The following is a 25,829-nucleotide window of genomic DNA, read 5'->3' on the forward strand; positions in this document are numbered from 1 at the left end:
GTATTTCCGAGCGATCAGAAAAGCAGGAAAAGCTGCGTTTTCACCCCGATGTTATACACAGGCAAAGGTGCATCACGCAGCGGCAGCCAAACATGTCTCACAGAGTTGTTTTTTTGTGAAAATTGCGGTGCTGTCGCTGCTTTTTCCCATATCTTAATACGCCATTTACGACATCTGCGACAATTCATCACGCCCATCCACTTAGGATCGCTCGACCAGCGCATGTATCAACGAAATTTCAATCTACTCCGCGCTCAATGGATCACTGGGGGACTGAGTCCGATTCTAAAATACTGAGGTGGTTATGGGACCGTTAGTACTATTGTCGCTTTTGGGCATTGGCGCAGCCACGGCTGTTGTCGATGTGATGGGATCAAAAAACGATTCAGAAGCGGACGAGGCAACAGAGTCTGAAACGGACGAGTCTTCGGACACAGATCAAGACACAGACACCGACCTGATTGATCAGATCACCCCACCCTCCGAAAGCGTGACCCCCAGCTCTGAATCTTCAGACGCTGCAGAAGACGACACCAAAGACGGCATCACCGGCTCCGAGGGCGGCGAAGCCCTCACCGCGCGCGGCACAGACAACATTTTTGCAGGAGATGGCGCTGACACGCTGATCGGGTCTGGCTCTGGCGATCTGCACGGCGAGGACGGCAACGATGCGCTCAAAATCGGCGGAACCGTCGATGGTTTCGGCGGAGATGGCGACGACTATATGCACATCTCACAGGCCGCCCGCGGCTTTGGTGGCGACGGCGATGACACATTCTTCCTAAAGGCTTCCCAATCCGCAGAGGGTGCAGCGGCACAGGCCGATGGCGGCGATGGCGACGACACCTTTCTGATGCGCCCCTTGTCCGGCCTGCCAGAAGACACGCTGCCCCATGTCCTCACGGGCGGCGCCGGTGCCGACATTTATGCCCTTGATATCGATGACGCGACAGGGATCCGCGACGGGGAGGAAAGCGACAATCCCGTTGTGGCGCGGATCACCGATTTCAACACCGAAGAAGACATGCTGCTGGTGGACATCGGCGTCAGCGCCAAAATGTCTGATCTGAACAGCATTCCAACGCCATCCATCACGACCACCACAGACCCGGACGGCGCCTTTACAGACGTGCATATCAGCTGGGAAAACCCGCTGAACCCAGACAATGTCGAAACCCGTACTTTGCGACTAGAAGGGGTCACCGACTTCTCTGCGGAGGATGTCGAGCTCACCAGCATCGTCGATCCAAACGGCGACAGCTTTGAACAGCAGGCAGAGAACGCACAAGCCCACAAACTTTTTGCGCTGAAACCCGTCGAAGGCTCCGCTGCTGACGATACGATAGCCACCTCAGAAAACGCGCTCGTTGATCTTCAAGACGGCAATGACACACTGAGCCTTGGCAGCGGCACGCATGTCGCCCATGGCGGCGACGGGGATGACACCATAACCGTGTCAGAAGACAGCGATGGCGCCGCACATCTTATTGGCGGAGACGGCGATGATGTGATCACCGCCGATCTGGTAAAGAACAGCGATACTGTGCTGCTGGGCGGTGAGGGCGATGACACCATCACATTTGGTATGGGCCATTATGTGGATGGCAACGCAGGCGAAGACACGCTGGTGCTCAATGTGCATGCAGACGCGGTCGATCAAGGGCCCGCCGTGCTGCGCACCCTCACGGGCAACCATCTGACCATCAACATTCCTGCCGACCTCGAAGGGGAGGTGGATATCGTCAACCACACCTATGGCAACGGGTTCGAAGTGTCCTACTCAGAGATCTTCGTGGGGGATGTTCCCGTGCTCAAACTTCTGGAAGAGGATTTCCAGAATGGTGTCGGCATCGCGGAAAATGATTTACGCCTGACAATTCTGCGCCAAGACGCCTGAATCCAAAGCGCACCGGCCGTCTTGTGGTGCCTGATTTAGGCGGGCACCGCTTCGGGGCTGGGTGCCAAAACGCCAAGTGGCCGCTTAACGCGCGTCCCTACACCCGGCCCGTTGGGCGCCTGGACCCGTTTGCTGGCTTCCACAATCAGAACACCGCCCGCCATCACCGGCGAAACGGTCTTGCCAAAGCTTTCAAGCAACGCCCCGGTCTTGCGCCAGAACCGTTTGTGGCTGGGGGGTTGATACAGGGTGGCCCGATGCCGCTCAGGCATGAACCCATGCTGCTTTAGCAATCCCTCAAGCTGCCCTGTGGAATAGGGGCGGCCAAATCCGAAAGGCGTCTTATCGCTGCGCGACCACATGCCAGAGCGGTGCGGCACGATAAAAACAGCGCGCCCCCCAGGCCCCAACACACGGCTGGCTTCCTCAAGCACATCACTCGGCCGCTCGCTCGTCTCAAGCCCATGCATGATCACCAAACGATCCGCATGCCCTGTGGCGATCGGCCATAACGTTTCCTCACACAAAACAGAGACATTCGCCATGCCAGCGGGCCACGGCATCACCCCCTGCGGTCCCGGCATCAAGGCCACGACCCGACGCGCCTCTGCCAGATAGGGCCGCAACAAAGGCACCGCAAAACCAAAACCGACAACCGTTTGCCCCGTCGCCTCAGGCCACAACTCCAGCAGTTCATCACGCACAGCCTTCTGCGCCGCGCGCCCCAAAGTGCTGCGGTAGTAGAAATTGCGAAGGTCTTGCACATCAAGATGCATTGCGCCCGGCTCTCTGATCGGCAAATCTACTGCTAACATAACCATGCAGAGGCGAATTTCCATGCCCCATCAGATCGTCACCATTCCTTGCCTGTCAGACAACTATGCCTTTTTGGTGCATGATGCGTCCACAGGCGCCACTGCTTTGGTTGACGCACCAGAACCCGGTCCGATTCTGGCAGAGCTGTCGGCGCGCAATTGGCACCTGACCCACGTGCTACTGACCCACCATCATTGGGATCACGTGGACGGTCTGGCCGACATTCTCGCCGCCCATCCTGCACAAGTCATCGGCGCCAGCGCAGACGCCCACCGCCTCCCGCATCTGGATCTCGCACTGGCAGAGGGCGACAGCTTTGAGTTTGCGGGCGAAACCGTTTCAATCATTGATGTATCGGGGCACACAGTCGGCCACATCGCCTTCCACTTTCCCGATACACAGGCCGTGTTCACCGGCGACAGTTTGATGGCAATGGGCTGCGGTCGTCTGTTCGAAGGCACCCCCGCACAGATGTTTGCCAGCCTCAGCAAGCTTGCCGCCTTGTCAGACACCACAACCGTCTGCTCCGGTCATGAATATACCGCATCAAACTGCGCCTTCGCGGCCTCATTGGCAGAAGACAACCCGGCGCTAGCCAGCCGAATCCTGGAAGTCGACGCCCTGCGTGCGGAGGGCAAATTCACAGTTCCGTCCAATCTGGGCATCGAAAAGGCGACGAATCCTTTTCTGCGCAGCCATGAACCCGCCCTGAAGACTGCGATTGGCATGGCTGATGCGCCAGCCGAGTTGGTTTTCACCGAAATTCGCAAACGCAAAGACAATTTTTGATCCTCCAAGGGCCAAGAGAGCGGGCCGCCTTGAATTTGCAAGCGGCCCCACCAAATACCTTGTCTAACAAGCCAATCCGCAGCCCAATCCTTCAGCAATTCACGACAGAGTGACCCAACCTGAGGCTGCATCATGCGACAATCTGTGCCAAAATTTACAGAAAGTCCTTGAAGACCGCCGTCAATCGACCAAACTTTAACTGTACAGACCCTATGATGAGGCGCGGGCGTTCCGCCCTCATCTAAACCCGGAGGGAGCAGTCACACCGTGCCGTCATTTTCTAACACGCTCGAACACGCCATTCACGCCGCCCTTGCACAGGCCAACCAGCGCAAACATGAGTTTGCCACGCTGGAGCATCTGCTCCTGTCGTTGCTGGATGAACCTGATGCCCTGCGCGTGATGCAGGCATGCGGCGTGAACATCGACGAATTGCGCAGCGACCTGATCGAATTCATTGACGATGACCTGTCCAATCTGGTCACCGACATCGAAGGCAGCGAGGCGGTGCCCACCGCCGCATTCCAACGCGTCATCCAACGCGCAGCGATTCACGTGCAAAGCTCGGGCCGCACCGAAGTCACCGGTGCCAACGTGCTGGTCGCGATCTTTGCAGAACGTGAATCCAACGCCGCCTACTTCCTGCAAGAACAGGACATGACCCGTTATGATGCGGTCAACTTCATCGCCCATGGCGTGGCCAAAGATCCCGCCTTTGGCGAGGCCCGTCCCGTAACAGGGTCTGACGATGAAGGCGAACAGCGTATCGAAGGCACCGCCGAAGGGGGCGAAGGCAAAGAAAGCGCGCTTGCGAAATACTGTGTCGATCTGAATGCCAAAGCCACCAAAGGGGACGTCGATCCGCTGATTGGCCGCGACCATGAGGTCGAACGCTGCATTCAGGTGCTCTGCCGCCGCCGCAAAAACAACCCGCTTCTGGTGGGCGATCCCGGCGTGGGCAAGACCGCCATCGCCGAAGGGCTTGCGCGCAAAATTGTGCAAGGCGAAATCCCTGAGGTGCTGAGCGAAACCACCATCTACTCGCTCGACATGGGCGCACTACTGGCAGGCACCCGCTATCGCGGCGACTTTGAGGAGCGCCTGAAGGCCGTGGTGACCGAACTTGAAGATCATCCAGACGCGGTGCTCTTCATTGATGAAATCCACACTGTGATCGGCGCGGGGGCCACCTCTGGCGGCGCGATGGATGCCTCCAACCTGCTGAAGCCCGCGCTTCAGGGCGGCAAACTGCGTACCATGGGTTCCACCACCTACAAAGAGTTCCGCCAGCACTTTGAGAAAGACCGCGCCCTGTCCCGTCGTTTCCAGAAAATCGACGTGAACGAGCCAACTGTGCCCGACAGCATCAAGATCCTCAAAGGGCTGAAAGAGTATTTTGAAGAGCATCACAGCGTGAAATACACCGCCGATGCGATCAAAACCGCTGTGGAGCTGTCCGCACGCTACATCAATGACCGCAAACTGCCCGACAAAGCCATCGACGTGATTGATGAGGCCGGGGCCGCGCAGCACCTGCTGGCCGCCTCCAAGCGCCGCAAAACCATTGGCGTGAAAGAGATTGAGGCTGTGGTCGCCAAAATCGCACGCATCCCGCCCAAAAACGTCTCCAAAGACGATGCCGAAGTGCTCAAGGATCTGGAAAAATCCCTCAAGCGCGTAGTGTTTGGTCAGGACAAAGCCATCGAGGCGCTCAGCTCCGCGATCAAACTGGCCCGCGCCGGTCTGCGTGAACCTGAAAAACCCATCGGCAACTACCTCTTCGCCGGGCCAACCGGTGTCGGTAAAACCGAGGTCGCCAAACAGCTGGCCGATACGCTGGGTGTGGAACTGCTGCGCTTTGACATGTCTGAATACATGGAGAAACACGCGGTCTCCCGCCTGATCGGCGCGCCTCCGGGCTATGTCGGTTTTGATCAGGGCGGCCTGCTCACCGATGGCGTAGATCAGCACCCTCATTGCGTGCTGCTGCTTGATGAGATCGAAAAAGCCCACCCCGATGTCTACAACATCCTTTTGCAGGTGATGGACAACGGCGAGCTGACCGATCACAACGGCCGCACCGTGAGCTTCCGCAACGTGGTTCTGATCATGACCTCCAACGCGGGTGCTTCCGAGCAGGCGAAAGCTGCCATCGGCTTTGGTCGTGACCGTCGCGAGGGTGAGGACACCGCCGCGATTGAGCGCACCTTTACGCCGGAATTCCGCAACCGTCTGGACGCGGTGATCTCCTTCCAGCCGCTGCCAAAAGAGACCATCCTGCAGGTTGTCGAGAAATTCGTGCTGCAGCTTGAGGCCCAGCTGATGGACCGCAACGTCACCATCGAGCTGACACCAAAAGCCGCACAATGGCTGGCAGACAAAGGCTATGATGACAAAATGGGCGCGCGTCCGCTTGGCCGCGTGATCCAGGAGTACATCAAAAAGCCCCTCGCCGAAGAGTTGCTCTTTGGCAAGCTCGCCAAAGGCGGCGTGGTCAAGGTGAAGGTCAAAGACGGCGAACTGGTGCTTGATCTTTCGGGCCCCGACAGCCCGCGCATCACCGGCGACAAGCCACCGCTGCTGACCGCAGACTGATGCGCCTCACAGGGCTTACACTTGTTGGTGCGCTCGCAGCTTTCCCCGCTGCGGGCGCGCCGTCGTTTTCGCTCCCGGTTGACTGTGAACTGGGCGAAACCTGCTTCATTCAGAACTACGTCGATCAGGACCCGTCAGAGGGGTATCAAGATCACGCCTGCGGCGCGCTGTCTTATGACGGTCACAAAGGCACAGACTTTGCCCTCCCGACCCTGAAAGCCATGTCAAAGGGCGTCGATGTGCTGGCCGCGGCTGAAGGCGTGGTCACCGGCACACGTGACGGAATGGAAGATCGCATCATCACGCCTGAAGGCATCGCCGCACTCAACGGGCGCGACTGTGGCAATGGCGTCGCCATTGACCATGGGGATGGCTGGGTCACGCAATACTGCCATATGAAGCGCGGCTCCGTCAGCGTTGCCACAGGTGACAAAGTCACACGCGGGCAGCCCTTGGGCGAAATCGGCCTGTCTGGCCGCACCCAGTTCCCCCATCTGCACATCTCTATCCGCCACAACGACGCGGTGGTTGATCCCTTCTCCTCTGAAACCCTCGGCACCTGCGGCGGCGCGCATATATCACTCTGGGCCGATCCAATCCCTTATGTGCCCGGCGGGTTGATCCGCATTGGCTTTGAGGTCGACATCCCCGCCTACGACATGATCAAGGATGGCATGGCCGGGCGCGACAGAATGCCGGCACAGGCCAAGGCGCTTGTGCTGTTTGCCCATGCTTTCGGCAGCCGTCCGGGCGACACGATGGTGTTCACAATCACCGGACCACAGGGCGAAGTCTTCAACGACACAGTGATTTTGGAGCGCACACAGGCACAGTATTTCCGCGCAGGTGGGCGTCGCACACCCCAAGGAGGCTGGCCCAAAGGCACCTATCAGGGCGAAATCGAGCTCAAACGAGGCAGCACCGTGCTCGGCCAGTCCTCAACAACGCTGGTCATCGAATGACCGCCCTCAAAAGGGCCGTCTCTATTTCTCTGTAAATTTCAGCTCAATCCGCCGGTTGCGCGCCCGCGCCTCCTCAGAGTTCGCAGGGTCAACAGGCTGATACTGACCAAAGCCATTGGCCGACAGGCGCGTGGGCGGCAGGCCAAGCACCTCAATCAGATAGCGCACCACAGACAGCGCCCGCGCTTGGCTCAGCTCCCAGTTATCAGCAAAGACGCCGCCTGAAATCGGCACATCATCGGTATGGCCATCCACCCGCAGGATCCAGTTGATCTCTGCCGGAATGTCATCCACGACGCCCTGCAGAATACCCGCCACCTTGGCAACCTCACGCTGCCCCTCCGGTGACAGCTGCGCACCACCCGGCGGGAACAGCACTTCCGAGGAGAACACAAAGCGGTCGCCCACAATCTGCACCCCTTCCTGCGCGCCAAGCACATTGCGCAAGCGCCCAAAGAACTCAGAGCGATACTGCGCCAGATCCTGCGTCTCAGCTGCCAGCGCCGCAGCCTCTGCTTCCATTGCGATCTTCTCTTCTTCCAGTCGCTTGCGCTCTGCCTCTTCCAGCTGCCGCCGCCGCCGCTCTTCAGCAGCGGCCCGTGCCAGCGCCGCGTTCAAATCAGATCCCAGCGCCTCAAGCTGCACCTGCGCAGCCGCATCCCGATCTGCATATTCATCCAGAATGCCCTGCAACTGCCCAAGTTGCGTGCGCAGCGCCGCGATCTGCTGGTTCAACACCACAATCTGGCGCGCGCTTTCTGCGGATCGCGCCTCTTCTTCTGACAACGCTTTATTGGCTTCTGACAGCAACAAATCACGCCGGTCCGCCTCGCTCAACGCTTCCGCCTGTGCGGCCTCCGCCGCCCGCTGCGCAGCGAGTGCCGCCGCCAGCGCCTCCTGAACGTCGCCACGATCCCGCAACTGCTGCTCTGCCGCCACTTTCGCTGCCAGAGCCGCCGCCAGTCGGGCGCGCAGATCCGTACCGCCATCCTGCGCCTGCACCTGTGCCGCAACCGCCGCCGCGAGCTGATCCTCGAGCTCCGCCACACGTGTGGTCAGACCCTCAACCTGCGCGGCGCGTTCTGTGCCAGCCGTTTCCGCCGCCAGTTTAGCAGCCAGCGCCTCCGCCAACTGCGCTTCAAGCGCGGCCAGATCGCCAGAGCGCTGCGACACCTGCGCCTCTGCCGTCGCCCGCGCAGCCACTTCCGCCACCAGACGCGCCTGCAAATCGCTGACCGTGCGGCGGTTTTCCTCAAGCCCCAGCAACACCGCCGCCAGTTCCGCTTTCAGCGAGGCCGCAGCATCGTCACTATTCTCTAGCTCTGACTCAAGCGTTGCAATTTTCAGCACCGCCTCCGCCAGATCCGCGCCCACGTCCTGACCGTCCACAAGCGCTGCGGCCAGTTTCAGATCCAGATCTTCACGCGCCGCCTCTGCCGCCGCCAATAGCGTGAGCGTGTCCTCGGCTTCTTGGCGCTGCGCCTCAAGTGCCAGCGTCATCGCCGTCAGTTCCGCATCTGCGTTTTCCAGTCGATTGCGCAATTCTTCCGCCGCCGCAGCCTCCAGCAGGCGCTGCTGCTCTTCTGCGGTCAACGCCTGATCCAGCCGATCCGCTTCCGCACCCAGCTCGTCTATCTGCAACTGCCCCTCAGCCACCTCAGTGCGCAGACTGTCAATCAACGCCTCCATGGCATCAGCTTCCGCAGCCGCCAGCCGCGCCGCTTCAACGCCCGCGTCAATCTCATCACGCGCCGCCGCCAGCGCGAGGTTCAGCGCCGCCCGCTCATCCACAAGCGCGTCTCGCACCTCTTCCAGCGCCGCGACCGTGGCCTGCGCATCATTACGCTGTGCCAGCAAAGTTGCCACCTGCGCCTCAAAGCTCGTGATCTGCGCCCGCGCCCGCTCAAGTGCGGCGCCTTGCGCATCTCGCGTGGCCGTCAGCGCCGCAATCAGCGCCTCCTGCTCTCGCACCTGACTGTCACGATCGGTCAGCGTCGCGGTCAACCCGCCAAGCTCGGCCTCCAGATCCCGCGTGCGCGTGCGCTCAAGCCCCAGCGCATCCGCCAGCGCCGCCACTTCGCCCTGAAGCGCGTCCAACTCGTTTTCCTGCCCGGTGATGGTTTCTGTCAGCACAAACTGCACGATCATGAAAATCGTCAGTACAAACATCAAGACCAGCAAAAGACCGGTCATCGCATCCACGAATCCCGGCCAAATGGAGGCTTGAAACCGCTGTCCTGTACGCCGCGAGAGGGCCATGGCTTAGCCCTCCTGCCCACCTTTTGAAATCGGTGGCCGCTTCAGTTGCACCTTGTGGCTCTGCGTCGCAGGCTCTGCCTCCTGCGCTTTGGCCACCCGCCGCAGCACGCGGGAAATACCGCTCAGCTCGGTGCGCAGCTCTGCCATGCTTTCCTGACGCCCGGCAGAAATCTCTTCCAGAATGCGCAGCATCTGCACATCCATCGAGCGCAGCCGCATCCGGCTTTCCGCATCTATGCCACCTTCGCCCAAGCCACCGCCTTCGCTGAGCTTCGCAAGCAGCGCCTCCTGCCCCTCCGCCAACCGCAGCAACACGTCGTTTGCAGGGGTCTGTGCCTCAACCCGATCGGCCATGCGCTCCACCGCCGCAATCAAGGCGCCCATTTCGCCATCGCTCATGGCGCCCTCTTCACCGCGCACCTGTGCCGTGGCCATCATGGTTTCGCGCAATTGATCCAGCTGACCAGACATATGTTCAAACGCCGCGCCCAGCACCTGAATGTCACCGCCGTCGCCCTCTCCCGATGAGAAACCAACCCGCGTGATCGAACTCAGCCACTCTTCAAGCTGACCATAAAACCGGTTCTGCCCGTGGCTCGCCAGCAGCTCCAACAAGCCAACCACCAAAGACCCCGCCAACCCAAGCAGAGAGGAGGCAAAAGCAACACCCATGCCGCCAAGCTGGCTCTTCAGGCCTTCCATCATCTTGCCCACGGCATCCAGTGGCGCGGTGCCATCGGTCAGATTAAGGCTCTGAATGGTGTCCACAACCGCCGGAACGGTGGTCGCCAGCCCGTAAAACGTGCCCAGCAGGCCAAGGAAAATCAGAAGGTTCACAACATAGCGCGTGATTTCGCGCGCTTCGTCCACGCGGGTCGCAACCGAATCCAGGATAGAGCGCGATGACGAGGAGGAAATCTGCCCATGCGCCCCCCGCTCCCGCAGCAGGCTCGCCAGCGACACCAAGAGTGTCGGCGGGCTGTTTGGGTCATACCCATCGCGCAGCCCGGCAAAGCCCTCGATCCAACGCACCGAACGAAACAAGGAGAGCACCTGCGCAAATGTGGCGGCCACACCAAACAGGAACACCAGAATGATAAATCCGTTCAGTTCTGGATTGGCCTGAAACACGGGCAACACACTTGGCAACGCCAAGTATCCAACGCCCGCCACACAGACCAAGACCACCAGCATCTGGAGGATCTGGAGTGTGGGTTTAGAGAAATGCGGCTCGACTTTGCGGTCCGGCTGATCCATGAGGACGGATCCTGACACTTGTTTTTTCTGCGCTCACCCTACTGAGTGTTCCTGCAAGTGCCAAGGCATTTCCCACCCTCAGATCACGCAGGTCTTAGGCTGTGGTCATTCTGCTGACTTCGCGGGACAACCAGGCCAGATCTGCATCTTCAATACCCAGTTCAAACAGATGGCTGGCGGTGTTGTGCAAATAATCGGTATTTGGCCCGCGCCCGCCCACGGCGGTGGAAATAATCTGTGCCTGCTCCGCCAGAGAAAGGTGACAATACTGCACGTGATCCGGGTCGATCACATAGGTCACAGCCTCCACCTTGCGCCCATCAGTCAGGGTCAGCGGCAGGGTCTTTTCCAAATAAGCAGAGCTCACCAGCTCACGCTCCCGCAGATAGTCCAGCGTGCGCGCCTCATGCCCGTCTGCCACCTTCAGCGCCAGCCCCTGACAATGCGCGCCCACCTCTGCATCCAGCGCCAGCACTAGACCAGGGTGATCTACCGTGCCGCGATGATGGATTGAGCGCATGCAAAAGCTGCGATGCCAGCCATCAAGCCGCGCCACCGCCTGCTCGGCGACCTCAAAACCGGGGTTCCACAAAAGCGACCCGTATCCAAATACCCACATATGCTGCCTCTGGTCCTACTGGCTTTGCGCCTATAAACACGAAACTGCATCGAGGAGAAAGGGCCAGCCATGATGAAACGTCTGATAGGTTTGATCGCACTGGCCGCAATGGCCTGGTCTGGCTTTTGGCTCGCCGGATATTGGGGCGTTTCCAAGGGTGTCCCTGCATGGTTTGAGGCGCGCCAGTCCGATGGCTGGGTCGCGGAATATGACGCACTCTCCGTGCGCGGTTTCCCCAGCCGGTTGGACAGCACGCTCACCAATCTCAGCCTGGCAGATCCGGACACCAGCATCGCCTGGGATGCCCCCTTCTTTCAGTTTTTCGCGCTCACCTATCGGCCACACCATGTGATCGCCGTCTGGCCCAACACACAGACCGTTTCCACACCGGATGAAAAGTTGACGGTGAACACCACCGACATGCGCGCCTCGCTGGTGCTCACACCGGGCACCGATCTGACGTTAGAGCGCAGCAATCTGGCCATTGAAGGTCTGGCAATCCAATCCTCAAAAGACTGGGAACTGCGCGCCAGCGCCGTCAAACTTGCCATGCACCGGCAAGAGGACAGCCCGGCGCGCTATCGCCTTGCGCTTCAGACCGACGACCTTGCCCCCACATCCCTGCTCAACCTGCCGGACGAAATTGACCTGCCACGCAGTTTTTCCAGCTTTCAGGCAGACCTGACTGCAGAGTTCACCCGCCCATGGGATCGCACCGCCATCGAAGAGGATCGACCACAGCCCATCGCACTCGATCTCACTCTGGCCGAAATCATCTGGGGCGATCTGGAGCTTAACGCCGCCGGTGCCGTAACCATCGACGACTTTGGCATCCCAACCGGCGAGCTGACCATCCGCGCGGTCAACTGGCGCGACATGCTCGCCGTGGCCCGCCAGTCAGAACATGTGCCCACCTCCATTGTGGACACTTTGGAACAAGCGCTTGGCTTTGTTGCAGGGCTGTCTGGCAATGCCAACACACTCGACATTCCGCTCACGTTCAAGCGGGGCACGACACATTTTGGACCACTGCCCATCGGCCCTGCCCCACGAATTGTTCTGCAATAGTGTCTTGATCTAACGGCAGTAAGGCCCGCCCCGATGGCGCGCGATGTCAAAATGGAAATGGTCGCGGTGATAGCGATCTGAATTGGGGCCAAGCACCGTGCCAAAGGGCCCGCAGGCACTCTTGTGCATCTTCTTGAGAATGCGGCCTCGCTTGCCTTTGCCCCAGTCGCGCAGCACGGAAATCGTGTCTCCGTTCTCAAGCACCAGCGCAGAGATATCAATCGCCTTGCCCTTGCCATGCTCGCTGATCTTTGCGCCCTTTTTGTGGTTACGCGTCCGGCAGGAGTACCCCGCCGCCACCTTCAGCGTATCAATGCCGCCACCGTAGTTGCGCACCGCTTTCTTGGCACCTTTGTCGACCCATGTCTTCAGCGCTTTGGCTGTGTCACAGGTCATCACCGCGGGCGTGCTGAGCGCCACGCCATCCACTTCATAGAGTTTGACCGCCCCACGCCGAATGCCACACCCCGGCAGTTTCGCAGGCACCGGCGGCACCTCTTTGCCAATCAGCTTACGATCCCGGCAGATCTTGCCAATGCCTGCGGCCTTGCGCGCACGTTTTTCCTCACGCGTCACACGGGCGGGGATCGGTTGGGTGGTTGGCTCGAGCGCTGCCAACGAGCTTTGCACAGAGGCAGAGACCGGCACGATATTGGCGACAGCATTGCCTGAGCCGGGCCGCACCACCGGCCGCAGAGAGCGCGCAGGCGCAAAGCTGGGCAGCGCCGCGGGAAACACCATCAGCCGCGTGACGGGGCGCAAACTCCGCTCAGGCGCATTGGCCTGCGCCACCGACGTGATCGTCAGCACCGCGCCCAAACACAGGACACCCAGAAGATATCCCGCCCCGCACCTCATGCGCTTGGCGCGCCCCGGCCAAAGTCTGGAGCAGCGGTATCTTGTCCTGCCTCAATGATCCCACGCCGTATCGCGCGCGTGCGCGTGAAGTAATCATGCAAATGATCCCCATCGCCGGTGCGGATCGCCCGTTGCAGCGCAAACAGCTCTTCGGTGAAGCGCCCCAAAATCTCCAGCGTCGCGTCTTTGTTGGTCAGAAACACATCGCGCCACATGGTCGGATCAGAGGCGGCAATCCGGGTGAAGTCCCGAAACCCCGCCGCAGAATATTTGATGACTTCACTGTCCGTCACCCGGCGCAGATCGTCGGCAACGCCCACCATCGTATAGGCAATCAGGTGCGGCGCATGGCTGGTAACGGCCAGCACCAGATCATGGTGGTCGGCGTCCATCTCATCAACATTGGCCCCCATGCCTTCCCACAGCGCGCGCAGCTTGGCGACCGCCTCAGGCGCACTGCCCTCCACTGGCACCAACAGGGACCAGCGGTTGTCAAACAGCTCCGCAAAACCACTTTCCGGGCCAGAATGCTCGGTACCCGCCAGCGGGTGGGCAGGCACAAAATGCACGCCATCGGGCAGATGCGGGGCCACCGCGTCAATCACATGGCGCTTCACAGAGCCCACATCTGTGACCGTAGCGCCCGGCGCCAATGCCGGTGCAATCTCTGCGGCCACAGCGCCCATCGCCCCCACCGGCACACAAAGCACCACCAGATCCGCACCTTCCACGGCCTCTGGCGCGCTGTCACACACCCGGTCGCACAGACCAATCCGCCGCGCGGTCTCGCGGGTCTCTTCTGAGCGGGCATAGCCCGTCACTTCACCCGCCAGCCCGGCGCGTTTCATGGCCCAGAACATCGACGAGGCAATCAAGCCAAGACCGATCAAAGCCACGCGGTTGTAGACCGGTGCAGAAACGGGCGCACTCATCGCGCGCCGCCCTTAAACTGGCCAATCGCATGGGCGACCCGGCGACAGCTCGGCTCATCGCCCACGGTGATGCGCAGACAGTTGGGCAAGCCATAACCCGCCACCTGCCGCACAATCAGCCCCTGCGTGGCCAGATAGGCATTGCACGCCTCGGCCTCTTCCTGATCGGCAAACCGCGCCAGAATGAAGTTGGTGCAGGAGGTGTCAGACGGCACGCCAATTTCCATCAGCGCCTCCGCCAGCCACGCCCGCAGGCGCGCGTTCTCCGCCCGGCACTTGGCCACCCATTCCTGATCGCGCACCGCCGCTTCGGCCAGCTTCATCTGAATGTTTGAGAGGTTGAACGGCTGACGCACCCGGTTGAGCACATCGACAATCTCTTGAGAGGCATAGCCCCAGCCCACACGCAGGCCGCCCAGCCCGTAAATCTTGGAGAAGGTACGCGTCATCACAACATTGCTGCGCGCTTCGACCAGCCCGGCACCGCCGTCAAAGCCCTGCACATATTCCGTGTAGGCCCCGTCGTGCACCAGAATACAGCCCTTGGGCAGCCCATCCGCCAAACGCGCCAGATCATTGCCGCCAATCATCGTGCCGGTTGGGTTGGCCGGGTTGGCGATAAACACAATCTTTGTGCGCTCGGTGCAGGCTGCCAGAATGGCATCCACATCCACCACGCGCTCCCGCTCCGCCACGGCGACAGGCTTTGCGCCCACCATCTTGGCCAGGATCGGATACATGGAAAACCCGTGCTCCGGATAAACCACCTCATCGCCCACACCTGCGTAGGCTTGCGCGATGAACTGCAACACCTCGTCGCTGCCTACACCACAGATGATACGGCCCGCATCCAGACCATGCACCTCAGCAATCGCCGCGCGCAGCTCCGCATGATCGGTCGAAGGATACCGATGCAGGTTGAACCCGGTCTTGGCATGGGTCTCTGCCACCGCGTCACTGCACCCCAATGGATTTTCATTGGAGGACAGTTTTACGACGTCTTTCACGCCGTCCACTGTGGCTTTGCCGCCAACATACAACTCAATGTCCAAGACACCCGGCTGCGGCTGAATTTCTGACATGCGTTTCACTCCTTCGCTGGCTGCTGTTTAGCCGCGCCCTGCCCGCTTGGAAAGAGATCACAACCGCAACGGGCGCTTTTGCCTCAAGGGAATGCGCAGCTGTGGCTTTGCCACCGCATCAGGCGCGCAAAAAGAAAAGCGGCACCAAAGATGCCGCTTCGCCGTCCGTCGCCTCACCATCCAATCAGGTGTAGTAATCCACCACCGATTTACTGGTATCGATGCCAGCATCAGTCAGTTTGCTCTTCAGGATCTCGGCAAAATTACCGTTGTCTGCGCGCTGATAACTCGCCACCGCAGAGCGGATCGCCGTCATCACCGCGCCATCTACTGTGCGATTGCGCTGCGCCTCATTGGCGGTACGTGCCGTTTGCTGCGCCTGCTGAACAGGCTGAACCGTTTCTGCCTTCGAACTCTCAACCGGCACCTGCGGTGCCTGCCCACTGTATTTGGCCAGTGCCGCGTGCAACATCGCATTTTGCGTTGCACTCAACCCCTGCCATCCCGTGGTCTCACCTAAAATTCCAACCGCTTCGACCATGCTGTTTCTCCTTTGCAATGCTGTCGATCCGGCGCAGCCCCCAATGCTGCCTCACAAATGTAGGCCCAAGGTTGCATTTCTTTAAGATTCTGACAATCAGACCCCTAAAATTGTAAAAAGAATTCAGCGCGTTAACCGCCATTGCGACTGGACAAAAGTCCATTCTTACGCACACCGCACGCTCTGATTGCACCCAACCCCGCAGATACAGAAAAACCCGCCACAAGGGCGGGTTCTCCAGAAATTCGAAACTGTCGCGGCGAAGATTAGTTCTTCGCGTAGAATTCCACGACGAGGTTTGGTTCCATGATGACCGGATATGGCACGTCAGACAGAGCTGGCTTGCGCACAAAAGTCGCGGTCATTTTGGAGTGGTCTGCGTCGATGTAGTCAGGCACATCGCGCTCTGCCAGCTGAACAGCTTCCAGCAGCACGGCGAGTTGCTTGGACTTGTCACGCACTTCGATCACGTCGCCTTCTTGCACACGGTAGGACGCGATGTTCACGCGCTTGCCGTTCACCAGAACGTGGCCGTGGTTCACGAACTGACGTGCCGCAAACACGGTCGGCACGAATTTCGCGCGGTACACAACTGCGTCCAGACGGCTTTCCAGCAGGCCGATCAGGTTTTCACCGGTATCGCCTTTTACACGCTCAGCGTCGGCATAGATGCGACGGAACTGTTTCTCGGTCAGGTCGCCGTAGTAGCCTTTCAGCTTCTGCTTTGCGCGCAGCTGGGTGCCGAAGTCGGACAGTTTGCCTTTGCGGCGCTGACCGTGCTGGCCTGGGCCATAGTCACGACGGTTGACTGGGGATTTAGGACGACCCCAGATGTTTTCGCCCATCCGGCGGTCAATTTTGTACTTGGCAGCAGTTCTTTTTGTCATCTGCTGATCTCCTTCGTTCAGGTTTTCGAAGGGCGTTGTCCTCCCGCCGGATTTGGCCGACGTGACAGGGTTCCTCTTGCGAGGGCCACCAACACCAATGAATGCGCGCTTATACGGGGGATTCTGGGGGAGTCAAGCGGGGAGTGTGACCATTAAAGAACCAAACGCATCTTGTCCGAAAAATCGACACATTCTTCACCAATTGCGGCCCCAAAGCTTCGGCAGTAATACACCCAATGATTGAAACAGGTGACTGATGAAACGCCTTCTATTCCTATGCTTTGGCCTTGCTGTCACTACAATGTGGCTTCCGCTGGCCTCAACAAACGCATCTGCTGCCGAACACCCAAAAACCGTCGCCGACTACATCGGGCACCGCTGCCCAGCTGAATGGAAAGCTTTGGACAACCACTCACTCAACAACACAGTCGAACTGAAGAAGATCACATTATCGAAAGAGTGGGCCGATCCGCTAGAAGCTGCAGATGCGGCAGCTCGGCACACAATGATCAAACCGCTCTTGGCAATTCAATATGAAATAAACCTTTTTGCCTCCATCACGCTTATGGAAGATCCCGAGAACCATACATTCGAGATCCTGAGACACACTCAATTAGCGCTGAACTTATCAGAGTGCCTCAGAACGCCACCGGAGAACAAAGCCAACGTTTTGGCCCTCTACGCACAAATGGCACCCGAAATCTCTCAGTCACGTATCAAAGAACTTCTGCGCGTTGCTGACGGGCTCTATTGCATGAAGTGGGACAAAGCTCTTGCGCTTTATTTTGCAATAAACCCGGACCTAAAAAATCGGCACCGCGATTATATCCGCATCGTCAACAGAACCGCCAAAGAGTGCACTTCCCCCAGTGAATAGCATCAGACGTTTGATCGTTGCCGCAGTGATCAGCTGTCTCACCTACATGGATGCGCTGGCGCGGCCAGCCGATCCCACCCACGCCGATCTCGCAAACAGATCTGCCCAACCGAATGGGCCGCGCGGTAGACCGGAAACGGCACCCGCTGAGACAAATCAGGTCTCTTGCATGGGCTTTGAGCGCGCGTTTGAAGACTACAAAACGCTGGATCCTAAACGCGCTACCTACGAAGAAGATCTGGCAGAGGCGTCCGAGCGTACCATGAAGGTCTGCCCGAATCCTGCTCTTGCTAAACCACCGCTCCAGCAACCCGGCGGTTCATGATACATGTCAAATCTCTACAGTCATTCCAGACTCCTCAATCAAACCAATCAGGGCCAGAACTTGTTCTTCTTGAAGTGAATTCCAAAAAGCTTCGACCAAGTCTGATTGCTGCCTATCAGAAACGGAAGGCGAATTGATCAATTCTGTTGAAGGAGCTTCGTTTAAGTTTGCTACTTTCAAAAAAGCTTCAGAAAGCAGGTCACTCGGTCCAAGGTCAGTTTGCATATCCTGAGCATCTGATAAAACAAGCTTCAGTCCCGTCGACATTTTTGAGTCTACGTTTCTGGAGATATCCTCTACCCAACCTTCTATCTTGGATTGATGGAACTCGAATTCTGCAACGACAGAACAAACGAATTTACGCATTTTTTCCTCCCCGGACCCACTCACCACCAATCAACTTAACAAATACCTTGAGCGCCTCCCCTATTCTCATAAGCTGTATTAGTCTCTCCAGCTAAGGTTAAGGAAATGTTAAAATTCTCTACCCAAGGCGTGGTCAAGCATTACGCGAACAGTAAGTAGTCGCAGAAAATTCTCAATCAAACTCAATGCTCTCTTACACTGCCGCTTCAGCAACCCGGCTGATCTCACCCCCCGCATTCACCGCGCGGTAGACCGGAAACGGCACCCTTTCGGACAGATCAATCTCCCGCGCGACCCAGTCCTGTGCTTCAAGCCGCTGCAAAGAGGTGGAGAGCGCCCGGTCGGTGATTGCCCCCAACCCAGCCTTAAAACCGGAAAACCGTTGTGGCCTGGCCGCCAGCGCCAGCACCGGCACGGTCCAGCTTTTGCGCAGCAGCCCTGCTGCGCTTACCTCTGCCGCCCGCAAAATCGCATCCGCCTTTGCCGCCGCCGCCTTGCCCTCTGCCGTCAGAATAAACTCAGGCCGCAGCGGATGCCCGTGCCCGGGATTGCGCGCCACCAGACCCAGCGCCATCAGATGCTGCAAACTGGCCCCAAAGGCCGTGCGCCCCGCCCCAGTGGCCGCCAGCAATGTCGCCTGCCGTCCGGGCACACCGCGATGCAGATGCGCCAGAATATCCAGCGCCCAGGCGCGCGAGGTCAGCTTGACAAGCAGTTTAATGTCCATAAAGTATAGTTACTTTATTTTCCAAATTTCACAAGACATCATAAGGACCCACCCCATGGCCCTCGCCGCATTGACCAACATCATCACCCTGTCGATTTCCGTCAGCGACCGCCACGCCAGCGCCGCCTGGTTTGAGGAAAAGCTCGGCTTCACCCTGCGCTATCATCTTGATGATGTGGGCTGGAGCGAGCTGAACACCAAAACCGATGGCGTGATCCTCGGCATGGGCGAACAGGCCGAGCCCAAGCCCGGCAATTGTGTGCCTGTTTTTGGGGTTGAGGACATGGAGGCCGCCCGCAGCGCGCTTGAGGCCGCGAACGTGCGCTTTGATGGCCCAACGCAGGAAATCCCGGAGATGGTCAAACTGGCCACCTTCTATGATCCGGACAACAACGCCTTCATGCTGGCGCAGGATCTCAGCTCACAGTAAAAATCACATTAAAAAACCCCGCGCAAACGGCGGGGTCTTTGGCGCGTCAGCCCAATGGCACCCAATAAATCAGGCCGCATCATGCAGCAAAATAGCCGCCTCACTGGTGGTCAAATTGCGCCGCGCATAGGCCCCATAGCTGTGCGGATCGTCCACCAAGTCGGGAAGATGGGCCCGCAAACGCGCGCGATCATCAGGTGCGAGACTGTCCATCGCGGCGCTGGCCGGGTGAAAGCTCTCCGTCTCCACTCCATTGGCCCAGATCACCTCGTGGCTCGGCAGCAGAAGATGCACATAGGTCACTTCGCGCAGCGCGGCATCCACCGCCACCGTGCGGCCATTCACCAGATCCCGTGCCGCCACCAGCACCTCAGGCACATTGAACAGCGCCTGCGCCGCCCGCCCGCGCAGCAGCATGCGATGCTCCGGGCTCACCAACAGCTCCTGATCGGGCCGCTCAACGCCCAGCGCACCAGGGCGGATGCGAATGGGGCGCAGATGCGGCATGGCAAACAGGCGCGCCCCCGTCATGCGACGGCTGCCAATCCACTGCACCGCCTGTGCGCCATTGTCCCGGGTCTGCACATAGTCGCCCTCGCGCAGCTCCTCAATCAGCCGCGGCCCCATGGGCGTCGCAATGCGGGTGCCTGGTGTGAAACAAATCACCCCGCCGTGCGTGTCATTGCGCGGCCGCTGCAACGCACTCAGGGTCTGATGCACCACCCACAACGGGCGCCCTTTCGGGGGCAGCTCGTCCAAGAACATCAACAAGGGAGCGCTCCCTGGCACCTCTATCACCGTGGCGGTGAAGCTTTCAGTGCCATCCGTCACCACAAAGCCCCCCTCCATCAATGGATCATCGACCACGATGTCTTCCAATGCTGGCGTTGTGTCTTGTGTGTGAACCGCTGCCCCAATCAGTCGGCGCACCATATGCGCCGCCCGTTTGCGGATGTTTGCCCCTTCTTCGCCTCGATCCAGACGCAATAGTGCCGTCGGGCCGTCCACGCGGACGGCATCTCGTGACCAAGACCACACCGCACCTGTGCCCAGTGCTTGCAAAGGTGGGGCCTTTTGGCCGTCTATTTCTGTCTGTGACCAGGAGATGACAAACGTGCCACGAAAGCCCGTCTTCATTGCCCGATTACCTGCCTTGTATTTTTTTATTAACGGCAGGTTAACAAAATCGAACGCAGTTTTCCACCCGATTCTGATCGGTAAACCAGAAGGTTACATGCCGCCCGTCTACAAGACAGGTCAAAATCAGAACTTAAAGTCGAGCTTGATCGCCCCCACAAGCTGGGACCCTTCTTGCGCTGCAAACTCTTCTGAAAGCCACGTCAGCCCATAAAACACATGGTGTTTTTCGCCACGCCAATGCACGCCGGCGCGCACTCGGCTGCGCATGTCTTCCAGCTCATACCCGCGCGCCTCCGGCAGATACACACTGTCAAAAACATGGGCCACATCCGCACCAGCGACAAGGCTCCACCCCGCCTGATGGTTGCGAATCGTGCGGTAGCGATGGCCCGTCACCCAATCCCGCACCAACAGCTCTCCCTCGCCGAAATTGCCGATGGTCACATCAAACCCTGCCCGCACAAGACTCTCGTCGCCTGCACGCGCTTCGACAAACGGGCGCAACCGGGTTTGCCCTCCCACCTGCATCTCGCGCCCCATCTCTGCGACTCCCCGCACGCGCCAGGTGTTCGGGATCTGCATCGCACGCACCTCCGGCGAAGACGGATCAATCCCGATCAGATTATGAATAGCGTTCTGAAACTCATCCAGCTTTGTCATCGGCCCGATCGCAACAAGGTCGCCACCAAGAGCAAATTCGGTTCCGCTACGCTGGAAATGGGTGTGAACCCCGGCGCTCAGCATCCCGGCAAAGGGGCGATCAGAGGGCGCAGGATTTGTGATGGATTCCGGGGCGATCACTTCGCCGCCCAGTCGCAACTCCAAAATATCACCGGCAGCCTCAGGCAAGGCCCCATCCCAGCCATACCCCCAGACACGGCTGGTGCCATAAGAGCCACTGCGCCACCGGTCTTTGCCATCGCCAATTGCGTCATTGACCAGCAAATTGCCAAACCCAAGATAACTGCGCCCTTCCGCCAAAGCAGCGTGTGCCGTCACGCCAATCATCAAAACAGAAGCCAAAATGCGCGTCAGCATGCTCATTCTCCAAAGGTGATTTGTTCGTGCGGCATAACGCACGGAATATCTTAAAAACCTATGAGCCGTTCGAAATGGTAAAGTTGGGGAAAATTTGCGGCAAAATCGCATCACCCCCCCAAAAGCAGGCTTGGCATTCCTTTTCCAAACGAGGCAGACGCCTCTGCAAAAGGTTAAAACAGGTCCGCCTCACGCGCAATCAAGGCCGCCTGCGTGCGATTGGCTGCGCCAATTTTTCGATACAGATTTTTGACATGCAGCTTGATGGTCGGCTCTGACAAATCCAAATCGCGCGCAATTTCTTTGTTGGCCTTGCCTTCGGCGAGCCCCTCCAGAACTTGCAACTCGCGTTTGGTCAACTTCTGCGCAATTGGATGTTGCTGTTGGGTCTCTGGCTCTTCTGTCAAAAGTTCTGCGGGAACGAATTGTTCGCCCGCCGCCATAAATCGAATGGCATTGATCAGTGATTTTGCAGCCAGCGTCTTAGGAACGAAGCCCGCGGCACCAGCTGCCATCGCACGATGCACCACATCCCGCGGCGCCTCGCCAGAAATCAGCGCCACACGCGGCGCGGCGGGATGCGCCAGAACGCGCTTCAAACCGTCCAAGCCACACATGCCCGGCATATTGTAGTCCAACAACACAAGATCAAAGCGATCCGGCCCTTCCAAGGCAGCAAGCGCCCCATCCAGATCAGATGCCGCAACAGAGGTCATCTCCGCAGATGATTCAATAAAGGCCACCAACGTGTCTCTCAAAAGATCGTGGTCATCTGCAATCAGTATCTTCAACATTACACTCCGACGTACCTGGCGGATATATTCCGCCCTCAGCAACTCAAATCAAGGGTCGAGGGTCACAGCCCGCTGAATTCGTGCGAACCGACACCCACTTATGGGAAACATACTTAATGACTCCTCAACCATAAAGATTCTGTTTCGCACAACTATCAGCTTACGCGAGGTCAAACCACAAACCTACCCATTTGTATAGAGTACTTATCCTCATTCGCACGTGCGCCATCTATTTCAAGCGGTTAACACTTAACTCAAGCAATCGAGGCAGCAGTATTATGCGATCTAAACAATTTTCGGTTTTGACGCTTGCACTCAGTTTTTTGCTACCACTCACGACAGCCCTTTGGGCTGACGACGCCATGGATACACCATCTGGAAGCGTCATTCTGACTGTGTCGGGCACGATCGACAAACACAATGTCGACGGCACAGCTCAGTTCGATTTGGACATGATGCGGGAATTACCTTCAGTGTCCATTTCGACCTCGACCATTTGGACCGAGGGGGTCCTTATGTTCACGGGTGTACCTGTCGCGTTGTTGCTTGAAGAATTGGGGTCTTCAGGCAACACGCTTCGGGCATCCGCAATCAATGACTACACCATCGAAATTCCGGTTGAATCCCTCGAAGATACGTATCCGATTTTGGCATATGAGATGAACGGATCTCCCATGCACCGTCGGGACAAGGGCCCGCTTTGGGTGATCTACCCATTTGACTCAGACGAGAAGTATCGCACGTCTCAAGTGTTTTCACGCAGCATCTGGCAACTCGACAGGATTGAGGTCATCGACTAAATTCTGCGCAAGGCGCGTGCATGTAAAAGGCTGTGACGCCATCATTTCCGCCCCACACGCACCTTTATGGTGCGTTTTGTCATTTGAAGAGGCGCAGAATTCAGGCCTCCCCCACACGGTTTGAAGGAGCGAGACGTGCGTTTGCAATCTGAGCGGCCCAGCAACTCTGACGCAAAAAAACAAGCGCATCCTGCACGCACGCAGCCATCACCCGATCGCTCCCCCTGGCATCGCGGCCTCAGCATCGGCCTGATCATTGCGGCGACCGTCCTGACTGTGTTCTCCACCTACACCGCTTACGAGGTCATCTCCAACTTTCGCGAAGTGCGCGCAAAGGCTTCTGACAACGTGGAGTGGTCGCTGTCTCAGGTGGAGCTCGAAACACGCGATTACACCGCCGCCATCGAAACCGCCATGCTCAGCCCCGAAGACGATCTGTCCCGCCTGCGGCTGCGCTATGACATCCTTTACAGCCGCGTCACCACCATTGTCTCCTCCCCGGTCTATCAGCGCCTCACCTCCGTGCCTGAGTTTAAAGCCGCGCTGGCGCGTGTCGACACCATGGTGCGCGGCGCCTTGCCCATCATCGATGCGCCAAACGCAGAACTGCGCACCGCCCTGCCCCTGCTGGCCGAAGACATCGAAAACTTGCGCAATGACACCCGCACCCTCTCCCTGAAGGGCCTCACCTTCTTTGCGGAACTGAGCGACCGACAGCGCGCCACCGTCACCCAAACGCTGCTCCGCCTCACCGCCTTGATCGTCCTGCTCCTCATTGCGCTGGTCGCTTTGGTGATCCACGTCTTCAACATTTACCGGCTGTCGCGCCAGCACAGTCAGGCCCTGTCCGAAGCCAACCACCGCATGAGCACCATCCTGACCACCTCGCTGGACGGGGTTCTGGTCACCGACAGTGCCGGCCGCTTGATCGAATTCAACAAAGCCTGCGAAGACATCTTTCAATACAAATTCGAAGACATCCGCGGCCAAAATGTGGTGGATCTCATTGCGCCTCATGAAACGAACGCCATGCACAAAGCGGCGCTCAAACGCATGATCAATGGCGGATCAGGGCATTTTGCGGGCCGTGGCCGCGTGCGCACCGAACTCAAGCGCGCTGATGGCACGGTCTTTCCCGGCGAAATCTCTGTCGAAATGGCCGAAGAAAACGGCCAGCGGATTTTCCTCGGCTTCATGCACGACATATCCGACCGTGTCGCCGCAGAGAAAGAACTGGTCCACACCCGCGATCAGGCCCTTGCAGGGGAACGCGCCAAAGCGGAATTCCTCACAGTGATGAGCCATGAAATCCGCACGCCACTCAATGGCATGCTGGGCAATCTCAGCTTGCTCAATGACACCAAACTCGACGCCAGCCAAACCCGCTATATCCGCAATATGGAAATCTCCGGCCGCGTTCTGATGCGCCATGTGGACACCGTGCTCGACATCGCGCGCCATGAGGCCGGTGTGCTCAACATCTCACTGGCCTGCACCGATCTGTCCGTCCTGCTGCAGGAGCTGGTCGACAGCCAGCTCAGCGCCGCCTCTGCGCGCGGCAATGCGTTAAGCTGGCGTTGGGAAGGCGCGCCACGGGTCTGGGTGCGCACCGATCGTGCCGCGCTGGAGCAGGTCTTGCTCAATCTGATCGGCAACGCGATCAAATTTACCCAAGAAGGCACCATCACCGTCGAAGCAGAGGCCCTGCCCGAAAGCATCGACGGCACGCCCGTTATTGAGCTGCGGGTCTCAGACACCGGTATTGGCATCTCCAAAGATCGAGTCAATCAGGTGTTTGAGGATTTTGTCACCGCAGACACAGGCTTGGGCATGGTGCCCGGCGGTACCGGTTTGGGGCTTGGCATCGCCCGCCGCATTGTCACCGCCATGGGGGGCACCATTGGGGTGGAAAGCACAATTGGCCACGGCAGTGTCTTCTGGGTCCGCCTGCCCATGGCGCCGGGCCGCCGCCCCACGCAAACCGCGCAAACCCAGCGCCCGCAAGAACAGATCAAACGCCGCGTGTTGCTGGTCGAAGACAATGCCATCAACCGTGAACTGGCCGAAGAAATGCTGCGCAATGCCGGGCATGTGGTGGTGACAGCCGCAGATGGCGCACAGGCCGTTCAACGCGCCACACTCAATGGCTTTGATGTCATTCTGATGGACATCGCCATGCCTGTCATGGACGGGCTGCAGGCCACTCTCGCGATCCGCGCGGGCAGCGGCCCAAACAAAAACACGCCCATCATTGCGGTCTCCGCCAATATCCTGCCCACAGAACGCACCCGCCTAGCAGAGGCAGGCATGAATGGCTTTCTGTCCAAACCTCTGGACCGCACCGCCTTTGAAACAACGCTGCAAACGCTCGCCACCGCGTCCGATCCAGAGGCCCCCGAGGAAGACAGCGCCGCCCGCGATGATTTGGTCGACGCAAAGGCGCTGAACAACAACCGCGAGGGCCTGCCCCTAGACACCTTTGCCAGATTGCTCACACGTTTTCTGAACGAAGGCGACGCATTGCAAAGCGCAATAACGGACCCCTACCGCGATGCCGCCGCGGTCGCAAAAATGTGCCACAATATGGCCGGAGCCTCCGCCGTGTTTGGCGCGCGCAACCTGCACGCCCAACTGGTCGCAGCCGACAGCGCCGCCAAAACGCAGGATCCCGCCGCCTTTGAGGATGCGCTGATTGCCCTGCCCGCAATCTGGAAAAAAACCCGCGCCGCGCTGATGGATCACATGCCCTCAGACGCCGCCGAATAAGCTG

Annotated in this window: 24 protein-coding genes; 10 read left to right on the plus strand and 14 right to left on the minus strand. The window is 58.8% G+C overall.

The annotated features are described in order from the left end of the window. Nucleotides 1-304: 304 nt before the first annotated feature. Nucleotides 305-1,897: a hypothetical protein gene (locus tag PJL69_RS10425; RefSeq protein WP_271309593.1), complete on the plus strand. Its 1,593-nt coding sequence runs from the start codon at nucleotides 305-307 to the stop codon at nucleotides 1,895-1,897. A gap of 35 nt (nucleotides 1,898-1,932) precedes the next feature. On the opposite strand, the gene PJL69_RS10430 is transcribed toward PJL69_RS10425, so the two are convergent. After that, nucleotides 1,933-2,673, minus strand: a complete 741-nt coding sequence (locus tag PJL69_RS10430) for a class I SAM-dependent methyltransferase (RefSeq protein ID WP_271309594.1) — start codon at nucleotides 2,671-2,673, stop codon at nucleotides 1,933-1,935. A gap of 61 nt (nucleotides 2,674-2,734) precedes the next feature. Here PJL69_RS10430 and gloB point away from each other — a divergent pair, with 61 nt between their 5' ends. The 3 genes from gloB to PJL69_RS10445 all read left to right on the plus strand — a co-directional run bounded on the left by gloB (nucleotide 2,735) and on the right by PJL69_RS10445 (nucleotide 7,059). After that, the gene (gene gloB, locus PJL69_RS10435) at nucleotides 2,735-3,502 is read left to right on the plus strand and encodes a hydroxyacylglutathione hydrolase (protein ID WP_271309595.1); all 768 of its coding nucleotides are present in this window, start codon (nucleotides 2,735-2,737) and stop codon (nucleotides 3,500-3,502) included. Between the two features lie 267 nt (nucleotides 3,503-3,769). Beyond that, the gene (gene clpA, locus PJL69_RS10440) at nucleotides 3,770-6,097 is read left to right on the plus strand and encodes an ATP-dependent Clp protease ATP-binding subunit ClpA (RefSeq protein WP_271309596.1); all 2,328 of its coding nucleotides are present in this window, start codon (nucleotides 3,770-3,772) and stop codon (nucleotides 6,095-6,097) included. Next, entirely contained in the window at nucleotides 6,097-7,059 is a 963-nt protein-coding gene (locus PJL69_RS10445; protein WP_271309597.1) for a M23 family metallopeptidase, read from the plus strand. The genes clpA and PJL69_RS10445 overlap by 1 nt, the downstream gene beginning before the upstream one ends. A 21-nt stretch (nucleotides 7,060-7,080) precedes the next feature. Here the strand turns inward: PJL69_RS10445 and PJL69_RS10450 are convergent, their stop codons facing one another. The 3 genes from PJL69_RS10450 to PJL69_RS10460 all read right to left on the minus strand — a co-directional run bounded on the left by PJL69_RS10450 (nucleotide 7,081) and on the right by PJL69_RS10460 (nucleotide 11,194). Next, nucleotides 7,081-9,318: a peptidoglycan -binding protein gene (locus tag PJL69_RS10450; protein ID WP_271309598.1), complete on the minus strand. Its 2,238-nt coding sequence runs from the start codon at nucleotides 9,316-9,318 to the stop codon at nucleotides 7,081-7,083. Between the two features lie 3 nt (nucleotides 9,319-9,321). Beyond that, entirely contained in the window at nucleotides 9,322-10,575 is a 1,254-nt protein-coding gene (locus tag PJL69_RS10455; RefSeq protein ID WP_271309599.1) for a biopolymer transporter ExbB, read from the minus strand. 94 nt (nucleotides 10,576-10,669) lie between these two features. Beyond that, nucleotides 10,670-11,194: a gamma-glutamylcyclotransferase gene (locus PJL69_RS10460; protein ID WP_209098885.1), complete on the minus strand. Its 525-nt coding sequence runs from the start codon at nucleotides 11,192-11,194 to the stop codon at nucleotides 10,670-10,672. Between the two features lie 69 nt (nucleotides 11,195-11,263). Here PJL69_RS10460 and PJL69_RS10465 point away from each other — a divergent pair, with 69 nt between their 5' ends. After that, nucleotides 11,264-12,262, plus strand: a complete 999-nt coding sequence (locus tag PJL69_RS10465) for a DUF2125 domain-containing protein (RefSeq protein WP_271309600.1) — start codon at nucleotides 11,264-11,266, stop codon at nucleotides 12,260-12,262. 9 nt (nucleotides 12,263-12,271) lie between these two features. Here the strand turns inward: PJL69_RS10465 and PJL69_RS10470 are convergent, their stop codons facing one another. The 5 genes from PJL69_RS10470 to rpsD form a co-directional block, all read right to left on the minus strand. Beyond that, on the minus strand, nucleotides 12,272-13,072 hold the full coding sequence (locus tag PJL69_RS10470; protein ID WP_271309601.1) for an extensin-like domain-containing protein: 801 nt from the start codon (nucleotides 13,070-13,072) through the stop codon (nucleotides 12,272-12,274). A 44-nt stretch (nucleotides 13,073-13,116) separates the two neighbouring features. Beyond that, nucleotides 13,117-14,052 (minus strand): prephenate/arogenate dehydrogenase family protein, encoded by a 936-nt coding sequence (locus tag PJL69_RS10475; RefSeq protein WP_271309602.1) that lies wholly within the window; start codon nucleotides 14,050-14,052, stop codon nucleotides 13,117-13,119. Then, the gene (gene hisC, locus PJL69_RS10480) at nucleotides 14,049-15,134 is read right to left on the minus strand and encodes a histidinol-phosphate transaminase (RefSeq protein WP_271309603.1); all 1,086 of its coding nucleotides are present in this window, start codon (nucleotides 15,132-15,134) and stop codon (nucleotides 14,049-14,051) included. The genes PJL69_RS10475 and hisC overlap by 4 nt, the downstream gene beginning before the upstream one ends. Before the next feature lie 184 nt (nucleotides 15,135-15,318). Further along, complete coding sequence (locus PJL69_RS10485; protein ID WP_271309604.1) at nucleotides 15,319-15,675, minus strand: hypothetical protein; 357 nt, start codon at nucleotides 15,673-15,675, stop codon at nucleotides 15,319-15,321. A 266-nt stretch (nucleotides 15,676-15,941) separates the two neighbouring features. Beyond that, on the minus strand, nucleotides 15,942-16,562 hold the full coding sequence (rpsD, locus tag PJL69_RS10490; protein WP_209098897.1) for a 30S ribosomal protein S4: 621 nt from the start codon (nucleotides 16,560-16,562) through the stop codon (nucleotides 15,942-15,944). A gap of 256 nt (nucleotides 16,563-16,818) precedes the next feature. Between rpsD and PJL69_RS10495 the strand changes: the two genes are divergently transcribed. Next, entirely contained in the window at nucleotides 16,819-17,439 is a 621-nt protein-coding gene (locus tag PJL69_RS10495; protein ID WP_271309605.1) for a hypothetical protein, read from the plus strand. 10 nt (nucleotides 17,440-17,449) lie between these two features. Beyond that, a complete protein-coding gene (locus PJL69_RS10500; protein ID WP_271309606.1) occupies nucleotides 17,450-17,764 on the plus strand; it encodes a hypothetical protein in 315 nt (104 codons plus the stop codon). Nucleotides 17,765-17,770: 6 nt separating this feature from the next. Here the strand turns inward: PJL69_RS10500 and PJL69_RS10505 are convergent, their stop codons facing one another. Then, the gene (locus tag PJL69_RS10505; protein WP_271309607.1) at nucleotides 17,771-18,130 is read right to left on the minus strand and encodes a hypothetical protein; all 360 of its coding nucleotides are present in this window, start codon (nucleotides 18,128-18,130) and stop codon (nucleotides 17,771-17,773) included. A 193-nt stretch (nucleotides 18,131-18,323) separates the two neighbouring features. Then, nucleotides 18,324-18,857 (minus strand): winged helix-turn-helix transcriptional regulator, encoded by a 534-nt coding sequence (locus PJL69_RS10510; RefSeq protein ID WP_271309608.1) that lies wholly within the window; start codon nucleotides 18,855-18,857, stop codon nucleotides 18,324-18,326. A gap of 55 nt (nucleotides 18,858-18,912) precedes the next feature. Here PJL69_RS10510 and PJL69_RS10515 point away from each other — a divergent pair, with 55 nt between their 5' ends. Then, complete coding sequence (locus PJL69_RS10515; protein WP_271309609.1) at nucleotides 18,913-19,287, plus strand: VOC family protein; 375 nt, start codon at nucleotides 18,913-18,915, stop codon at nucleotides 19,285-19,287. Between the two features lie 69 nt (nucleotides 19,288-19,356). Here PJL69_RS10515 and PJL69_RS10520 read toward each other — a convergent pair whose 3' ends face one another. From PJL69_RS10520 to PJL69_RS10530, 3 genes are all read right to left on the minus strand, one after another. Further along, nucleotides 19,357-20,424 carry a Hint domain-containing protein gene (locus tag PJL69_RS10520; protein WP_271309610.1) on the minus strand — a complete coding sequence of 356 codons (1,068 nt, stop codon included), beginning with the start codon at nucleotides 20,422-20,424 and terminating at the stop codon, nucleotides 19,357-19,359. 126 nt (nucleotides 20,425-20,550) lie between these two features. After that, nucleotides 20,551-21,465 (minus strand): lipid A-modifier LpxR family protein, encoded by a 915-nt coding sequence (locus PJL69_RS10525; RefSeq protein WP_271309611.1) that lies wholly within the window; start codon nucleotides 21,463-21,465, stop codon nucleotides 20,551-20,553. 173 nt (nucleotides 21,466-21,638) lie between these two features. Then, a complete protein-coding gene (locus tag PJL69_RS10530) occupies nucleotides 21,639-22,256 on the minus strand; it encodes a LuxR C-terminal-related transcriptional regulator (RefSeq protein WP_271309729.1) in 618 nt (205 codons plus the stop codon). A gap of 365 nt (nucleotides 22,257-22,621) precedes the next feature. Between PJL69_RS10530 and PJL69_RS10535 the strand changes: the two genes are divergently transcribed. Together PJL69_RS10535 and PJL69_RS10540 are read left to right on the plus strand one after the other, a co-directional pair. Continuing rightward, entirely contained in the window at nucleotides 22,622-23,059 is a 438-nt protein-coding gene (locus PJL69_RS10535) for a molybdopterin-dependent oxidoreductase (protein WP_271309612.1), read from the plus strand. Between the two features lie 135 nt (nucleotides 23,060-23,194). Next, on the plus strand, nucleotides 23,195-25,825 hold the full coding sequence (locus PJL69_RS10540) for a hybrid sensor histidine kinase/response regulator (protein ID WP_271309613.1): 2,631 nt from the start codon (nucleotides 23,195-23,197) through the stop codon (nucleotides 25,823-25,825). Nucleotides 25,826-25,829 lie beyond the last annotated feature (4 nt).

It is taken from the genome of Shimia sp. MMG029, assembly GCF_027947445.1.
Taxonomy (GTDB): Bacteria; Pseudomonadota; Alphaproteobacteria; order Rhodobacterales; family Rhodobacteraceae; genus Shimia.

Bases quoted from the DNA above. Each gene is read 5' to 3' on its own strand.
- PJL69_RS10425 (WP_271309593.1), top strand. From the start codon at position 305: ATGGGACCGTTAGTACTATTGTCGCTTTTGGGCATTGGCGCAGCCACG.
- PJL69_RS10430 (WP_271309594.1), bottom strand. From the start codon at position 2,673: ATGCATCTTGATGTGCAAGACCTTCGCAATTTCTACTACCGCAGCACT.
- gloB (WP_271309595.1), top strand. From the start codon at position 2,735: ATGCCCCATCAGATCGTCACCATTCCTTGCCTGTCAGACAACTATGCC.
- PJL69_RS10445 (WP_271309597.1), top strand. From the start codon at position 6,097: ATGCGCCTCACAGGGCTTACACTTGTTGGTGCGCTCGCAGCTTTCCCC.
- PJL69_RS10450 (WP_271309598.1), bottom strand. From the start codon at position 9,318: ATGGCCCTCTCGCGGCGTACAGGACAGCGGTTTCAAGCCTCCATTTGG.
- PJL69_RS10455 (WP_271309599.1), bottom strand. From the start codon at position 10,575: ATGGATCAGCCGGACCGCAAAGTCGAGCCGCATTTCTCTAAACCCACA.
- PJL69_RS10460 (WP_209098885.1), bottom strand. From the start codon at position 11,194: ATGTGGGTATTTGGATACGGGTCGCTTTTGTGGAACCCCGGTTTTGAG.
- PJL69_RS10465 (WP_271309600.1), top strand. From the start codon at position 11,264: ATGATGAAACGTCTGATAGGTTTGATCGCACTGGCCGCAATGGCCTGG.
- PJL69_RS10475 (WP_271309602.1), bottom strand. From the start codon at position 14,052: ATGAGTGCGCCCGTTTCTGCACCGGTCTACAACCGCGTGGCTTTGATC.
- hisC (WP_271309603.1), bottom strand. From the start codon at position 15,134: ATGTCAGAAATTCAGCCGCAGCCGGGTGTCTTGGACATTGAGTTGTAT.
- PJL69_RS10485 (WP_271309604.1), bottom strand. From the start codon at position 15,675: ATGGTCGAAGCGGTTGGAATTTTAGGTGAGACCACGGGATGGCAGGGG.
- rpsD (WP_209098897.1), bottom strand. From the start codon at position 16,562: ATGACAAAAAGAACTGCTGCCAAGTACAAAATTGACCGCCGGATGGGC.
- PJL69_RS10495 (WP_271309605.1), top strand. From the start codon at position 16,819: ATGAAACGCCTTCTATTCCTATGCTTTGGCCTTGCTGTCACTACAATG.
- PJL69_RS10505 (WP_271309607.1), bottom strand. From the start codon at position 18,130: ATGCGTAAATTCGTTTGTTCTGTCGTTGCAGAATTCGAGTTCCATCAA.
- PJL69_RS10510 (WP_271309608.1), bottom strand. From the start codon at position 18,857: ATGGACATTAAACTGCTTGTCAAGCTGACCTCGCGCGCCTGGGCGCTG.
- PJL69_RS10515 (WP_271309609.1), top strand. From the start codon at position 18,913: ATGGCCCTCGCCGCATTGACCAACATCATCACCCTGTCGATTTCCGTC.
- PJL69_RS10520 (WP_271309610.1), bottom strand. From the start codon at position 20,424: ATGAAGACGGGCTTTCGTGGCACGTTTGTCATCTCCTGGTCACAGACA.
- PJL69_RS10525 (WP_271309611.1), bottom strand. From the start codon at position 21,465: ATGCTGACGCGCATTTTGGCTTCTGTTTTGATGATTGGCGTGACGGCA.
- PJL69_RS10535 (WP_271309612.1), top strand. From the start codon at position 22,622: ATGGATACACCATCTGGAAGCGTCATTCTGACTGTGTCGGGCACGATC.